Here is a 13,821-nt window from a genome sequence, read left to right as displayed (position 1 = left end):
CAGGCATGACCACGCGCTGGCTGTTCGGTGACCAGCTCGGCCCGCACTTCGTCGATGACCACGCCGGTCAGGTCGTCATGGTCGAGTCCCGAGCGGTGTTCGCCCGCAGACGGTTCCACCGGGCCAAGGCGCACCTCGTGCTGTCCGCCATGCGCCACCGTGCCGCCGAGCTGGGGGACCGCGTGACCTACCACCGCGCCGACTCCTACGGCGAGGTCGTGCGGGGGCTCGAGGACGTCGAGGTCATCCACCCGACCTCGTATGCCGCACTCGACCTCGTCGAACGGCTCGGGGTCCGGGTCCTCCCGCCCCGCGGGTTCGCCACGAGCCGCGAGGACTTCGCCAGGTGGGCGCATGGCCGCGGGGGCCGTCGCCTGCTCATGGAGGACTTCTACCGCGAGGCGCGACGACGCCACGGTGTGCTTCTGGATGGTGGTGACCCGGCCGGCGGGCAGTGGAACTTCGACCATGACAACCGCAAGCCCCCGCCCAAGGGGGCGAGCAGTCTCGGCGTGACCGAGCCTTGGTGGCCGGACGAGGACGAGATCGACGACCAGGTGCGCGAGGACCTCGACCGCTGGGAGCGGGACGGCGACGTGGCCTACCTCGGCCGCGACCGGCCCCGGCGCTTCGCTGCGACCCGGTCGGAGGCGCTGGCCGCCCTCGACCACTTCGTCGAGCACCGCCTGGCGGACTTCGGGGCGCACGAGGACGCCATCCTCGAGGGCGACCCGTGGATGGCACACAGCCTGCTCAGCGCGCCGCTCAACCTGGGGCTGCTTGACCCGCTCGAGGTCGTCGCGCGGGCCGAGGCGGCCCACCTCGCGGGGGACGCTCCGATCGCGAGCGTGGAGGGGTTCGTGCGTCAGGTGCTCGGGTGGCGCGACTACGTCTGGCACCTCTACTGGCACGAGGGCAGGGGCTACCGCCGCAGCAACGCGCTGGCCGCCAGTCAGCGGATGCCGCAGTGGTTCGCCGAGCTCGACTCCGAGGCGACCGACGCACGCTGCCTCTCGCACACTCTCGACCAGGTCGCCGAGCACGGGTGGGTCCATCACATCCCACGGCTGATGGTGCTGGGGTCCTTCGCGATGCAGCGTGGGTGGTCGCCGGCGGAGGTGACCGACTGGTTCCACCGCGCGTTCGTCGACGGCTACGACTGGGTCATGGTGCCCAACATCGTCGGCATGTCGCAGCACGCCGACGGTGGGGTCATGGCGACCAAGCCCTACACGTCGGGCGGCGCCTACATCAACACGATGAGCGACCACTGCGGCTCGTGTCGCTTCAACCCCAAGGTGCGGGTGGGTGAGGACGCCTGTCCGTTCACTGCGGGCTACTGGTGGTTCCTCGACCGCAACCGAGAGCGGCTGTCCGACAACCCGCGGATGACCCGCGCGGTGCAGGGCCTGGACCGGCTGCGCGACCTGGAGGCTCTCGTCGTGCAGGAGGTGGAGCGCGGCAACTCGGCCCCCTGAGGGCTCGTGGGTTCACCTCGGCAGCCCCCTCGACGCTCGATCGGGCGGGAACGTGACGTCGTCACCCACGATCTCCCGCTCGGAGGTCAGGACCCGATCTCGCTCGCGTAGTAGACGTTGCCGTCGGGGTCGCTGAAGTCGAACATCGGCGGCGCGTAGTCGGACACGATGAGCTCGTCGACGCGGACGCCGGACGCGCTGAGCGCAGCATGGGTCGCGGCCGCGTCGTCGACGACGAACCGGATGCCGGTGTCGATGCCCACGGGCGGGCCGTCGCTCGAGAGCAGGGCGACGGAGGTCTGGGCGCCAGGGGGAGCGACTTCGACCCAACGGAAGGTCTCGCTCATGGCGAAGTCCATGCGCAGCTCGAAGCCGAGACGGTCGATGAAGAAGGCGATGGCCGCGTCGGTGTCGGCGACACCGACGGCGACGGCCCTGACGTCCGTGAACATCACGCGCTCACCGCCGCGGTCGCACCGTCAAGACGCTCGGTGAGGTGGATGGTGACCTCGTCGCCGGTGCCCTTGCCGATCGCCGTGCGGGTCGCCGTGGTCAGGGCAAGCTTGTGGGTGCCGTCGCCCAGGGCCATGAAGGACCCGCGGAACGGGTGGCCGTCGACGCTGCCGACGACCCTGACGAGTCCTCGGGTTCCGAAGAACTCGGCGGTCCAGTCGGTGACGAGATAGGTCCAGCCGCCGTCGCTGCTGCTCGTGACGAGGGTGCCGGTGAAGGTCTTGTCGAGACTGCTCATCGTCGTGCTCCTGTGCTGTCGGCGTTGGTGTCGGTGTCGGCGTCGGTGTCGGTGGCTCGGCCGTACATGAGCGAGCCGGGTGTGGTGAGCTCGGTGCCGGTCTCGAGCCAGGTCTTCAGGCCTGAGAGCACCATCGGCCAGCCGCCATGGATCGCCTCGACGACGCCTTCGGGGAGCTGGTCGTGGACCACCGTCAGGCGGCACGAGTCGCCGACCGGTTCGATCTCCCAGGTGACCCGTGACGTCCCGGCCGACTCGGCCGCGTCGTCCCAGTGGGCCCGGAAGCTCTGCACGAGGCGCCGGGGGGGCTCGACCGTGAGGTTCTCACCCTCGACGAGAGGTCCGTCGACCCCGTCGTGGGTGAGGGAGTAGGACGATCCATCGGTCCAGTCGGACGTCACCGTGCTGCCGAAGTGGAAGCGCCGGCGCGTCTGCGCGTCGGTGATGGCGGCCCACACCTTCTCGGGGGTGGTGCGGATGTAGATCTCGAACACCTTGCTCGTGCTCATGTCCTGGCCTTCCAGCTCGTCGCGCAGCCCGATGAGGCCGGCGGCCCAGGGCTCGGTGTACTTGCTGACCCACCGGTCGTGGATCTGGCGGATCCCCACCGGGTTGAGGAAGTGCAGCTTCTCCCGCCCCTGTCGACGGCTCACGACGAGGCCGGCCTCCTCGAGCAGGGCCAGATGCTTGGCCACGCCGATCCGGGTCATGTCGAAGTCGGCCGTGAGCGCCAGGAGCGACTGCCCGTCTCGGATGAACAACGCATCGAGCAGCGCCCGGCGGGTGGGGTCGGCGAGTGCTCGGAAGATGAGGTCCACGAGGACAGATTAGGAAACCATATGGTTTCCTGTCAAGGGTCGACCGGTCGCCCCAGTGAGGCTCCAAGGACTTGACCGACCGGCACCCTGCCGGAAGGCGGGATCGCAGCCACGTGGTTGGATGAACTCGCCCGACGACGGGGCCGGCTGGCATCGTCCCTGACCCGGAGGAGAGACATGGACGGCGCACGGCCGGTGGCGCAGGAACCTCGCGTCGTGTGCGTGGGAGAGTCCATGGCCCAGGTCGTGCCCCAGGACGGCCGCTTGGGCACAGCCGAGGTGTTCCGGATCGCCACTGCCGGGGCGGAGTCCAACGTCGCCGCAGGCCTCGCCGCCCTCGGCCTGGACGCGTCCTGGGTGAGCGCCGTCGGTGCGGATCCCCTGGGGGAGAGGGTGGTCGCCGATCTTGCTGCCAAAGGGGTCGACACGTCGTCGGTGCTCACCGACGACGACGCGCCCACCGGCGTCTTCTTCAAGGACCCGTCACCCGAGGGCTCCCGGGTGCACTACTACCGCGCCGGGTCGGCCGCGAGCCGCATGGACGCCTCCGTCGCCGATGTCGTCCTGGCCGCTGCGCCCACCTGGGTCCACGTCTCCGGTGTGACGAGCGCCCTCTCGCCGTCCTGCCGGGAGCTCGTCGCGTCACTGTTGCGACGAGCGCGGAGCTCTGGCGTGCGCACCACCTTCGACGTCAACTACCGCCCGCGCCTCTGGGGTGACCGCGAGAGCGCCGCGGCAGCCATCGCCGAAGCGGCTGCCCTCGCCGACACCGTGCTCGTGGGGCTCGACGAGGCCCAGGACCTCTGGCACGTCGACACTCCCGAGGACATCCGTGCCCTCCTGCCCCAACCCGAGACGATCGTGGTCAAGGACGGAAGCCGGTATGCCGTCCGCCTGGGTCACGCGGACACCGTCACCGTGCCTGCCCTGGCCGTCGACGTGGTCGAGCCGGTCGGGGCCGGCGACGCGTTCGCCGCGGGGTGGATCGCAGCCACGGCCAGGGGTGCTGATGCCGCGACGGCCCTCCGCCTCGGTCACCTCGTCGCCGGGCGAGCCCTGCTCAGTCTCGACGACCATCCGGAGCTCACCGACCGGGAGGCGCTTCTCGTCCGCGCGACCGATCCGCACGGCGAGTGGCCGGCCGAGACACGGACCTTCCCCGTGGCGGCCGAAGCCACCTCCCCCACCGCACAGGAGCAGACCTCATGAGCGCACCCCACGACCCGGACAGCTGGTTCGACGAGCAGCTGGGCGGGACCGGCGTCATGGTGATCCTGCGCGGATTCGACCCGGCGCGGACCCTCGAGCTGGCCCGCACGGCGTGGGCCGCCGGCATCCGGGCGGTCGAGGTGCCGGTGCAGGGCGAGGAGTCGCTGCGTTCGCTCACGGCCGTCGCGCGGGCCGCACCCGACGGTGCACCCGTCGGGGCGGGCACCATCGTCAGTCCCGACCAGGTGGCCCTCGTGCGTGACGCGGGAGCAGTCTTCACGGTCTCTCCGGGTTTCGACCGGGAGGTGAGCGTGGTGAGTCGCAACGCGGGCCTGCCGCACCTGCCCGGTGTCGCCACGGCCACCGAGGTGCACCACGCCGTCAGTGCCGGGCACCGCTGGCTCAAGCTCTTCCCGGCCACCGTCCTGGGTGCTGAGCTCATCCCTGCGCTCCATGGCCCCTTCCCGATGGCGAAGTTCTGCGTGACGGGTGGGATCTCCGTCGACAACGCAGCCCGCTTCCTCGATGCGGGTGCCTCTGCGGTGTCGTTGGGGTCAAGCTTTGCCGGCGCCGACGCCAGCGACCTCGCCGCCCTCGTGGGGCGCATCGCCGGATGAGCCGGCGTCGCCGGCGCTGCCTCAGAAGGCGGCGGGGCGGGGTGCGACACACATCGGAGCAGGAACCGTCAGGGTCGTGACGGCGCGGCCGATGCGGTGGGGTGAGAGGTCGTGCGTCGTGACTGCATCGGCGTCGCGTCCGGCGACGAGCAGGATGTCGCGCTCGCCGTCGGCGTGGAAGTGTCGCGGGTGTGCCGGGACGGCGGTCTCGCCGATGAGCACCGGGAGGTCCCCGGCCACGTCGAACACGCTCAGCGTGTCCGGACCGCGGTTCGAGATGAGCAGGCGTTGCGCGTCGGCATCGAGCCAGATCTGAGCGACGGAGTTCTCGGTCCTGCTCGAGGATGCGAGAACTTGGCCGGTGACCTCGAGCCTGCCGACAGCATTCTCGCGAAGGGCGACCAGGAACCCTGAAAGCTCCGCCCCCACCCAGGCTCGACCCGTCCGTGGGTCACGCACGACGTGACGCGGGCCGGCGCCGGGCGGCAGGGCACTCGAGGTGAGCTGGTCCAGGACGCCCTCACGGACGGCATACGTGACGATCTGGTCGCCACCCAGGTCGACGACCCATACCCGGTCATCAGGCAGGGGCGCGACCTGGTGCGCGTGACTGCCCTCCTGGCGTGTCGGGTGCGGCCCGCTGCCGGAGAGGCGCGCGGTGTCCGTGAGCGTGGTGACGACGTCGTCGGTGACCTCGATGGTCGACACGGTGCCGTCGGTGTAGTTGGCGGCGAGAAGGGTCCGTCCATCGGGCATGAGGGCGAGGTGGCACGGGTGGGCGCCACCGGTCGAGCACTGACCGACCTGGCTGAGAGCGGGTGGGCCGTCGGAGCGGTCTTCGACCATGAGGGTGACCACGTGACCGTCAGGCGTCTCACAGGCGACATGGAGGTGCGTGCCGTCAGGCGCCCAGACGACCCAGCCCGGCCGGGGGAGCTCGATGCTCGCGACAGCGGCGCCGAGCCCGTGGCCACCGTCCCACGGGTGCAGCGAGACCGTCCCCACGGACGGGTCGTCCGGGGATGATGCGACGGCAACCCAGACAGTTCGCGGTGTCGTGCCCATCACGCCAGCCTAGGGTCGACGGCTGGTGGGTGATCACTGCCTGACCACGAGCGCCGACACGGCGAAGTGCCGTGGGAGGATCGGGCCATGCTCCGTTGGTTGACCGCAGGTGAGTCTCACGGCCCTGCACTCCTTGCCACGATCGAAGGCCTTCCTGCTGGAGTCGAGGTGACTCGCAAGGACCTCGCTGACGCCCTGGCCCGGCGTCGTCTCGGCTACGGCCGTGGCGCCCGGATGAAGTTCGAGCAGGACGAGGTCGAGTTCCTCGGCGGCGTGCGCCACGGGCTGACGATGGGCTCGCCGGTCGCGATCCGGATCGGCAACACGGAGTGGCCCAAGTGGGAGACGGTCATGTCGGCCGACCCGGTGTCCGACGAGGCCTACGCGGCGTCGGACGACGTCAACGCCGAGAAGGAGATCGCCCGCAACCGACCCCTGACGCGTCCGCGGCCGGGACATGCCGACCTCGTGGGCATGCAGAAGTACGGCTTCGACGACGCCCGTCCCGTGCTCGAGCGCGCCTCCGCCCGGGAGACCGCTGCGCGAGTCGCTCTCGGTGAGGTCGCCGCCCGCTTCCTCGAGCAGGCCTACGGCATCCGGCTGGTGTCGCACACCGTCGCGATGGGCCCAGCCGGCGTCGCCGAGGACGCACCCCTGCCGACGCCCGACCAGCTCGCCGAGATCGACGCCGACCCGGTCCGCACGCTCGACGCAGCCGGGTCCGCGGCCATGGTGGCCGAGGTCGAGGCTGCCAAGAAGGACGGCGACACCCTCGGTGGCGTCGTCGAGGTCCTCGCCTATGGCCTGCCGCCCGGACTCGGCTCGCACGTGCACTGGGACCGGCGCCTCGACGCGCGACTGGCCGGAGCGCTCATGGGCATCCAGGCCATCAAGGGCGTGGAGGTCGGTGACGGCTTCCGCACTGCCGCCCGCCGTGGCTCGGCGGCCCACGACGAGATGGAGCGCGCCGCTGACGGCACGATCCAGCGCCGCACCGGGCGGGCCGGCGGCACCGAGGGCGGCATGTCGACGGGTGAGGTCCTACGTGTCCGGGCCGCGATGAAGCCGATCTCCACCGTGCCGCGCGCGCTCGACACCATCGACACCACGGGAGAGGCAGAGGCCAAGGCGATCCACCAGCGCTCCGACGTCTCGGCCGTGCCCGCCGCTGGCGTCGTTGCCGAGGCGATGGTCGCGCTCGTCCTCGCCGAGGCCTGTCTGGAGAAGTTCGGCGGGGACTCGGTCGCCGAGACGCGACGCAACCACGCGGCATACCTTGCAGCCATCCCCGAGACGATGCGCTCGTGGTGACCGGGGGAGAGGGCCGCCCGGTCGCGATCCTGATCGGTCCGCCGGGAGCGGGCAAGACGACGATCGGTGAGGCGCTCGCGGCTGCGCTCGAGGTGGACTTCCATGACACGGACGCCGCCATCGAGGACGAGCAGGGGTGCTCGATCTCGGACATCTTCGTGCTCGAGGGGGAGTCGGCCTTCCGGGCCCTCGAGCGGGCCGAGGTGGCCCGCGCCGTCTCGGTCGAGCGCGGCGTGGTGGCCCTCGGGGGCGGGGCGCCCATGGACTCGGAGACCCAGGCGGTCCTCGCGGACCATGTCGTGGTCTTCCTCGACGTCGGGATCGCGGATGCGGCCAAGCGGGTGGGCTTCGACGGGAGCCGACCGTTGCTCGCCATGAACCCGCGCGCGTCCTGGACCAAGCTGATGAACGAACGCCGCCCCACCTATGACCGGGTCGCAACGCACCACATCGACACGGCCGGACGTCCGGTCGACGACATCGTCGGGGAGATCGCCGAGCGCTTGCGGGCCGCTCGATGAGCGTGGTCTCGGTCGGTGGCGACTACGACGTCGTCATCGAGGCCGGCTGCTCCGCACGGGTTGCCGATGTCGTCGGCGACGGCGTCCAGCGGGCGCTCGTCGTGCACCCGGACTCCATGCGCCCTCTCGGCGACAAGGTCACGGAGTCCCTGCGGGACAAAGGGATCGATGCGTATGCCGTGAGTGTGCCTGACGCCGAGGACGCCAAGACCGCTGTGGTCGCCGCCGACCTCTGGGCGCTGCTGGGGCAGCACGGGTTCACCCGGAGCGACGTCGTCGTCGGGGTCGGGGGAGGGACGGTCACCGACCTCGCGGGGTTCGTTGCCGCCACCTGGTTGCGCGGCGTGCCCGTGGTCCAGGTGCCCACGACGCTGCTCGGCATGGTCGATGCGGCTGTCGGGGGCAAGACGGGCATCAACACCGCCGAGGGCAAGAACCTCGTCGGGTCGTTCCACCCGCCGCGCGCCGTGCTGTGCGATGTCGACGTGCTGTCGACGCTGCCTCGCGCCGACTACGTCGCCGGCCTCGCCGAGATCATCAAGGCCGGTTTCATCGTCGACCCCGTCATCCTCGACCTCGTCGCGGAGGACCCCGAAGCGGCGACCCGGCCCGACGGCCCGCACACCCTGGAGCTCATCGAGCGGGCCATCGCGGTCAAGGCCGAGGTCGTCAGCCAGGACCTCAAGGAGTCCTCGCTGCGTGAGATCCTCAACTACGGCCACACGTTCGGTCACGCGATCGAGCACGTCGAGCACTATCGCCGCCGCCACGGTGAAGCGGTCTCGATCGGCATGGTCTTCGCCGCCGAGCTGGCCTGTGCCGCAGGGGTGCTCGCACGTGACGTCGTCGACCGGCACCGAGAGGCGTTGACGTCGGTGGGACTGCCGACGGCCTATGAGTCAGGCAGATGGGCCGAGCTCGAGACGGCGATGCGACGCGACAAGAAGACCCGCGGCTCACTCCTGCGGTTCGTCGTCCTCGAGGACATCGCCCGCCCCGTCCGCCTGGAAGGTCCGACGGAGGACCAGCTCACCACGGCATACGCCGCACTGTCCCACTGAAGACCTGCTGCCGTGGAACGCCCCCCGCCGCCTGACCGTTGCCATGTCGTGAACCCTCAGGCCCATGCCGGCGCGCCTCAGCCCATGATGGATGCGCCCTCGCGCCGGGTCTCGGCGCAGCTCGCCGACCGTCTCTTCGACATCAGGACCATCTATCACGAGCCGGAGATCGACCGCTTTGCTCGGGCACGCGAGGTCTTCGACCGTTACCCCGACGCTGAGCGCATCGTCGTACCGTCTCACGGGGCCATCCCCGGGCTCTACGGCAACCGGGGGAGCGTCGACGACTGGGTCCGACTCAAGCGCGAGGTGCTGGTCCTCGGGGAGAAGAAGTCCCTGACCGCACGTCCCAACGGGAGGTCGAGCGACTGGATCGCACCCTCCACCGCGAACGGCTGTGCCATGTCCTGCTCGTACTGCTACGTCCCCCGCCGCAAGGGCTTCGCCAACCCGGTGACCGTGTTCGCGAACATCGAACGGATCGTGGGGTACCTGGAACGTCATGCGGGTCGCCAAGGTGTCAAGGCGCAGCCTAACCAGTGTGATCCGAGCGACTGGGTGTACGACATCGGTGAGAACAGCGACTGCTCTGCCGACGCCCTGATCTCGGACAACGTGTCGGACCTCATCGACCTGTTCGGCCGGCTTCCCAACGCGAAGGCGAGCTTCGCGACGAAGCTGGTCAATCGTCAGCTCCTCGACCTCGACCCTCGCGAGGGCACGCGGGTGCGATTCAGCCTCATGCCGGAGGTGACGTCCAAGGTCGTCGATGTCCGCACCTCGAAGGTTGCCGAGCGGATCGCCGCCATGGACGAGTTCGTCGAGGCGGGTTACGAGGTGCACGTGAACCTCAGCCCGGTGATCGTCCACGAGGGCTGGCTCGAGGAGTGGGCCGATCTGCTCGACCAAGTGGCCGACGGGACGAGCGCGCGGACGAAGGCACAGCTGGCGGCCGAGATCATCTTCCTCACCCACAACGAGGACTTGCACGAGGTCAACCTCGGATGGCACCCGCAGGGGGAGGACCTGCTGTGGCGGCCCGACCTGCAGGAGACGAAGCAGAGCCAGAGCGGGCAGATCAACGTTCGGTACAGAAGTGCGTGGAAGGGCCGGTGGGTGGCTCAGCTCAACGACCTGGTCGCCACCAAGCTGCCCGAATGCCAAATCCGTTACGCCTTCTGAGGCCCGCTGCCGGCCCGCTGCCGGCTCAGCCGAAGGTTCCGCCGATCCCGCCGATCAGATCCATCGGGTTGATGCCGAGCCGATGCAGCAGGGCTGCGTGCTTGTCGGTGTCGACCACCTCTGGCAGCTCCAGCTCAGCGCGATCGGCTGTGGCGTCCTCACCCCTGCCTCGGAGCTCGTCGACGATCTCCTGCCTGTCGATCTCCACGTCGAGCCCCTTCCGTTCGTAGGATCTCGCCAGCCTGCCCGATCCTTGGCGCTGCGTGAAGGGGTGCGGGCACTTTGCCCCGGGTCAGGGCGCCCGTCCCGACCGGTGCACGTCAGTCGCTCTGCGCCCCGGGATCCGGCAGGACGTCGCGCCACGAGTGCAGCGGCTCGTAGCCGAGGAGCTGGCGCGCCTTGTCGATCGAGTAGAACGTCTCGTACCGACCAATCTCCCGTGTCACCTCGATGCCGTCGTAGAAGCGGTCGAGGACCTCTTGGCTCGTCGCCGCGACGGACATGTCCGCGTTGGCGACGTTGAAGACCTCGTAACCGAGCCCGTCGACCTCGAGGCACCGCTGCACCATCTGGCTGAGGTCCCGGGTGTCGATGTAGGCGAAGATGTTGCGCCGCCGGAGCGTTGGGTCCTCGAGGAAGTCAGGGAACATCCCCGCGTACTCGTGCGGCTCGATGACGTTGTTGATCCGCAGGCCGTAGATGTCGGCGCCGGTGCGAGCCTGGAAGGACCGCGCCGTCACCTCGCCCGCCACCTTGGACATCGCGTAGGAGTCCTCGGGCACTGTGGGGTGCTCCTCGTCCACCGGCACGTAGTCCGGTCGCCGCTTACCCTGGGCGAAGCAGATCCCGTAGGTCGTCTCCGACGAGGCGAACACGATCTTGCGGATGCCCAGGCGAGTCGCGGCCTCGAGCACGTTGTAGGTGCTGAGCACGTTGGTCGCGTAGGTCCTGGCGTCCGGCGACAGCAGGATCGCTGGCACCGCCGCGAAGTGGACGACGGCGTCGTAGGAGGGCTTGCTCCCCAGCTCCAGCTCGTCCATCGTCGCCAACCCTGCCAACGCCGAGTAGGTCTCCCCGATGTCAGTGAGGTCGACCCTCAGGTCGCTGACCGACGGATGCCCCAGGGGGACGAGGTCAGCATTGGTGACCTGATGACCCTGCTCGGCCAGGTGGGTTGCGACGTGCTTGCCCGCCTTGCCACTGGCCCCGGTGAAGAAGATGCGCATGCGTTGATCCAACCACCGAGCCGGACGGTTCGGGCGTGCCCACGCCTCAGGCGGTCGAGGTTGCGGACTCGGGAGCCTCGGTGTCACGGTCGCGCTCCGGCCACATGATCGAGGTGATCTCGCGCGAGAGGTCGGGACCCAGTGCCCCCCAGCCCGGTTCGTACCCGTAGACCTCGCGCAGGGGTCGACCCGAACGGTTGCCGTCGAGGATCTCGACCGAGTCGGCGTCGATGAGTCCGGGGTGGGGCACGCCGCACGCTTCCGACACCTTGAGCAGGTCACGGCGCAGTGTCCGGAGGTAGTTCGCGAGGCGCACCGACTTGAGCTCGGGGTCGAGACCGTGCGCGAGCCACGGGTCCTGCGTCGCGACACCGGTGGGGCAGCGGTCCGTGTGGCACTTCTGGGCCTGGATGCAGCCGAGCGCCAGCATCGGCTCACGGGCGACGTTGACCATGTCGGCGCCGAGGGCGAAGGCGACGAGCGCGTTGTCGGGCAGCCCCAGCTTGCCGCTTCCGATGAACGCGACGTCGTCGGTGAGACCGGCTCGCGCGAACGTCGAGTAGACCCGGGCGAAGCCGATCCGGAACGGCAGGGCGACGGTGTCGGTGAAGACGAGCGGGGCCGCACCCGTGCCCCCCTCGCCCCCGTCGACGGTGATGAAGTCGACGCCGCGTGTCCGACCGGACATCTCTCGAGCCAGCTCGGTCCAGAAGTCCATCTCGCCGACGGCCGACTTGATGCCCACAGGCAGGCCGGTCTCGTCAGCCACCATCTCGACCCAGTCGAGCAGGCTGTCGACGCTGTCGAACTCCGCGTGCCGTGACGGACTGACACAGTCCTCACCCTTGGGTATGCCGCGGATCCTGCTGATCTCGTCGGTGATCTTGGCAGCGGGCAGCACCCCGCCGAGGCCGGGCTTTGCTCCTTGGCTCAGCTTGACCTCGATCGCCTTGACTGGCGCGCTCTGGACGAGGTCCTTGAGACGCGCGAGGTCGAAGCGACCGGCATCGTCACGGCAGCCGAAGTAGGCCGTGCCGATCTGGAGGACGAGGTCGCCGCCCTGGCGGTGGTGGTCGGACAGGCCACCCTCGCCGGTGTTGTGGAGCGCGCCGGCCAGCGCGACCCCTCGGTTCATGGCCTGGATCGCGTTGCCGGACAGCGACCCGAAGCTCATCGCCGAGACGTTGACGACCGAACCGGGGCGGAACGCGTGTCTGCGACCCCGTGGTCGGCCGAGCACCTTGGCCGCCGGCAGGTCGACCTTCTCGTCGTGGTGACCGTGGGCGACGGCCGTCGAGGGCGCCGCAGCAGAAAAGGTCCGGTGCTTGATGATCGGGTAGTTCTCGAGGTGCTCGACGTCGTTGTCTGTGCCGAAGCCGACGTAGTTGTTCTCGAGCTTGCTGCTGGCATAGACCCAGGAGCGCTGGTCGCGGGAGAACGGTCGCTCGGTGTCGTTGCCCGTGATGATGTACTGCCGCAGCTCTGGGCCGATCTTCTCCAGGAAGTAGCGGGCGTTCGCCACGACGGGAAAGTTGCGCTTGAGCGAGTGCTTCTTCTGGGTGAGGTCACGGACGGCGACTCCCGCGAGTCCGACGACGGTGGCACCGATGAGTGACTTCGGTTTCATGTCTCGCAGTCTGCCCTGCCAGCAGGCGGCCAAACGGCAAGTCGTCCACAGGATCCACACAGCCGCTTCAGGGTTCGTGGCCAAGCCGCGCGCCCAGAGTGGAGCCATGAGCGAACGCCAGATGACGCAAGATCCCCACCCGGACCACGACCGCGGCCTCGAGTTCGACGTCGCCACACTCCTGGGGAGGCGCCGTGCGCTCGGCCTCTTCGGTGGTGCCGGCCTGCTCGCCCTGGCCGGCTGCGCCGAGGCCAGGACCGGCTCGACCGCGACGACCGCGTCGGCGACGGGCTCAGCCGCAGCCTCCACCGAGGTGCCGGACGAGACCGGCGGCCCCTTCCCGGGCGACGGCAGCAACGGGGTCAACGTCCTCGACGACTCCGGCATCGTCCGCTCCGACATCACCAGATCCTTCGGTACGTCGACGACGAAGGCGGAGGGGGTCCCGCTCACCATCCACCTGACCGTCACCGACAGCGGAGGCGGGTATGCCGCGATGGAGGGTGTCGCCGTCTACCTCTGGCACTGCGACCGGGACGGCAGCTACTCCATGTACTCGGAGGGCGTCGAGGGCGAGAACTACCTTCGAGGGGTGCAGCCGACCAACGCCAACGGCACGGCCACGTTCACGACGATCTTCCCCGCGGCATACACGGGTCGTTGGCCGCACGTGCACTTCGAGGTCTACCGGTCCACGGCGGACGCGACGAGCAGCGGGCAGATCGTCAAGACGTCGCAGCTGGCCCTTCCGGACGCGGTGTGCAACAGCGTCTATGCGACACCCGGCTACGAGCAGAGTGTGCGCAACATGTCGCAGACGAGCCTCACGTCCGACAACGTCTTCGGCGACGATGGCGGCATCCACCAGCTGGCCACGGTGACGGGGGACGCCACGAGTGGCTACGTCGCGAACCTGACGATCGGCGTCTGACGCGGCGCCGGGCCTACACTCCAA

Annotated in this window: 15 protein-coding genes; 8 read left to right on the top strand and 7 right to left on the bottom strand. The window is 69.5% G+C overall.

Annotated features, from left to right (window positions below):
* Positions 1–5: 5 nt before the first annotated feature.
* Positions 6–1,478, top strand: a complete 1,473-nt coding sequence (locus tag ACFQW8_RS17995) for a cryptochrome/photolyase family protein (protein WP_380089741.1) — start codon at positions 6–8, stop codon at positions 1,476–1,478.
* 86 nt (positions 1,479–1,564) lie between these two features.
* Here the strand turns inward: ACFQW8_RS17995 and ACFQW8_RS17990 are convergent, their stop codons facing one another.
* From ACFQW8_RS17990 to ACFQW8_RS17980, 3 genes are read right to left on the bottom strand one after another with little or no spacing between them, the layout of a single operon-like run.
* Positions 1,565–1,930 carry a VOC family protein gene (locus ACFQW8_RS17990; RefSeq protein WP_380089827.1) on the bottom strand — a complete coding sequence of 122 codons (366 nt, stop codon included), beginning with the start codon at positions 1,928–1,930 and terminating at the stop codon, positions 1,565–1,567.
* Complete coding sequence (locus ACFQW8_RS17985; RefSeq protein WP_380089739.1) at positions 1,930–2,229, bottom strand: DUF1905 domain-containing protein; 300 nt, start codon at positions 2,227–2,229, stop codon at positions 1,930–1,932. Before ACFQW8_RS17985 ends, ACFQW8_RS17990 begins: the two co-directional genes overlap by 1 nt.
* Positions 2,226–3,047, bottom strand: a complete 822-nt coding sequence (locus tag ACFQW8_RS17980) for an ArsR/SmtB family transcription factor (RefSeq protein WP_380089737.1) — start codon at positions 3,045–3,047, stop codon at positions 2,226–2,228. The genes ACFQW8_RS17985 and ACFQW8_RS17980 overlap by 4 nt, the downstream gene beginning before the upstream one ends.
* Positions 3,048–3,269: 222 nt before the next feature.
* On the opposite strand from ACFQW8_RS17980, the gene ACFQW8_RS17975 reads away from it, so the two are divergent.
* Positions 3,270–4,256 carry a sugar kinase gene (locus ACFQW8_RS17975; protein ID WP_380089736.1) on the top strand — a complete coding sequence of 329 codons (987 nt, stop codon included), beginning with the start codon at positions 3,270–3,272 and terminating at the stop codon, positions 4,254–4,256.
* Positions 4,253–4,873, top strand: coding sequence for a bifunctional 4-hydroxy-2-oxoglutarate aldolase/2-dehydro-3-deoxy-phosphogluconate aldolase (locus ACFQW8_RS17970; protein WP_380089735.1), 621 nt, complete (start codon positions 4,253–4,255; stop codon positions 4,871–4,873). Before ACFQW8_RS17975 ends, ACFQW8_RS17970 begins: the two co-directional genes overlap by 4 nt.
* A gap of 21 nt (positions 4,874–4,894) precedes the next feature.
* On the opposite strand, the gene ACFQW8_RS17965 is transcribed toward ACFQW8_RS17970, so the two are convergent.
* Entirely contained in the window at positions 4,895–5,938 is a 1,044-nt protein-coding gene (locus ACFQW8_RS17965) for a lactonase family protein (protein ID WP_380089734.1), read from the bottom strand.
* 87 nt (positions 5,939–6,025) lie between these two features.
* On the opposite strand from ACFQW8_RS17965, the gene aroC reads away from it, so the two are divergent.
* The 4 genes from aroC to ACFQW8_RS17945 all read left to right on the top strand — a co-directional run bounded on the left by aroC (position 6,026) and on the right by ACFQW8_RS17945 (position 10,013).
* Positions 6,026–7,249 (top strand): chorismate synthase, encoded by a 1,224-nt coding sequence (aroC, locus tag ACFQW8_RS17960; RefSeq protein WP_380089732.1) that lies wholly within the window; start codon positions 6,026–6,028, stop codon positions 7,247–7,249.
* A complete protein-coding gene (locus ACFQW8_RS17955; RefSeq protein WP_380089730.1) occupies positions 7,243–7,770 on the top strand; it encodes a shikimate kinase in 528 nt (175 codons plus the stop codon). Before aroC ends, ACFQW8_RS17955 begins: the two co-directional genes overlap by 7 nt.
* Positions 7,767–8,831, top strand: coding sequence for a 3-dehydroquinate synthase (gene aroB / locus ACFQW8_RS17950; protein ID WP_380089728.1), 1,065 nt, complete (start codon positions 7,767–7,769; stop codon positions 8,829–8,831). Before ACFQW8_RS17955 ends, aroB begins: the two co-directional genes overlap by 4 nt.
* Before the next feature lie 84 nt (positions 8,832–8,915).
* On the top strand, positions 8,916–10,013 hold the full coding sequence (locus tag ACFQW8_RS17945; RefSeq protein ID WP_380089726.1) for a spore photoproduct lyase family protein: 1,098 nt from the start codon (positions 8,916–8,918) through the stop codon (positions 10,011–10,013).
* Between the two features lie 25 nt (positions 10,014–10,038).
* Here ACFQW8_RS17945 and ACFQW8_RS17940 read toward each other — a convergent pair whose 3' ends face one another.
* From ACFQW8_RS17940 to ACFQW8_RS17930, 3 genes are all read right to left on the bottom strand, one after another.
* Positions 10,039–10,221, bottom strand: coding sequence for a hypothetical protein (locus ACFQW8_RS17940; protein ID WP_380089724.1), 183 nt, complete (start codon positions 10,219–10,221; stop codon positions 10,039–10,041).
* Between the two features lie 112 nt (positions 10,222–10,333).
* Complete coding sequence (locus ACFQW8_RS17935; RefSeq protein ID WP_380089723.1) at positions 10,334–11,239, bottom strand: NAD-dependent epimerase/dehydratase family protein; 906 nt, start codon at positions 11,237–11,239, stop codon at positions 10,334–10,336.
* Positions 11,240–11,285: 46 nt separating this feature from the next.
* On the bottom strand, positions 11,286–12,866 hold the full coding sequence (locus tag ACFQW8_RS17930) for an FMN-binding glutamate synthase family protein (RefSeq protein WP_380089722.1): 1,581 nt from the start codon (positions 12,864–12,866) through the stop codon (positions 11,286–11,288).
* A gap of 106 nt (positions 12,867–12,972) precedes the next feature.
* Between ACFQW8_RS17930 and ACFQW8_RS17925 the strand changes: the two genes are divergently transcribed.
* Positions 12,973–13,797 (top strand): intradiol ring-cleavage dioxygenase, encoded by an 825-nt coding sequence (locus ACFQW8_RS17925; RefSeq protein ID WP_380089720.1) that lies wholly within the window; start codon positions 12,973–12,975, stop codon positions 13,795–13,797.
* Positions 13,798–13,821: the final 24 nt, after the last annotated feature.

The sequence above is a fragment of the Knoellia altitudinis genome (genome assembly GCF_042666355.1).
In the GTDB taxonomy this organism is placed as follows: Bacteria; Actinomycetota; Actinomycetes; order Actinomycetales; family Dermatophilaceae; genus Knoellia; species Knoellia altitudinis.
Note: the sequence above shows the minus strand (reverse complement) of the source record. Positions and strands in the feature narration are given on the sequence as shown.

Bases quoted from the DNA above. Each gene is read 5' to 3' on its own strand.
- ACFQW8_RS17925 (WP_380089720.1), top strand. From the start codon at position 12,973: ATGAGCGAACGCCAGATGACGCAAGATCCCCACCCGGACCACGACCGC.
- ACFQW8_RS17995 (WP_380089741.1), top strand. From the start codon at position 6: ATGACCACGCGCTGGCTGTTCGGTGACCAGCTCGGCCCGCACTTCGTC.
- ACFQW8_RS17965 (WP_380089734.1), bottom strand. From the start codon at position 5,938: ATGGGCACGACACCGCGAACTGTCTGGGTTGCCGTCGCATCATCCCCG.
- ACFQW8_RS17990 (WP_380089827.1), bottom strand. From the start codon at position 1,930: ATGTTCACGGACGTCAGGGCCGTCGCCGTCGGTGTCGCCGACACCGAC.
- ACFQW8_RS17930 (WP_380089722.1), bottom strand. From the start codon at position 12,866: ATGAAACCGAAGTCACTCATCGGTGCCACCGTCGTCGGACTCGCGGGA.
- ACFQW8_RS17945 (WP_380089726.1), top strand. From the start codon at position 8,916: ATGATGGATGCGCCCTCGCGCCGGGTCTCGGCGCAGCTCGCCGACCGT.
- aroC (WP_380089732.1), top strand. From the start codon at position 6,026: ATGCTCCGTTGGTTGACCGCAGGTGAGTCTCACGGCCCTGCACTCCTT.
- ACFQW8_RS17970 (WP_380089735.1), top strand. From the start codon at position 4,253: ATGAGCGCACCCCACGACCCGGACAGCTGGTTCGACGAGCAGCTGGGC.
- ACFQW8_RS17985 (WP_380089739.1), bottom strand. From the start codon at position 2,229: ATGAGCAGTCTCGACAAGACCTTCACCGGCACCCTCGTCACGAGCAGC.
- aroB (WP_380089728.1), top strand. From the start codon at position 7,767: ATGAGCGTGGTCTCGGTCGGTGGCGACTACGACGTCGTCATCGAGGCC.
- ACFQW8_RS17935 (WP_380089723.1), bottom strand. From the start codon at position 11,239: ATGCGCATCTTCTTCACCGGGGCCAGTGGCAAGGCGGGCAAGCACGTC.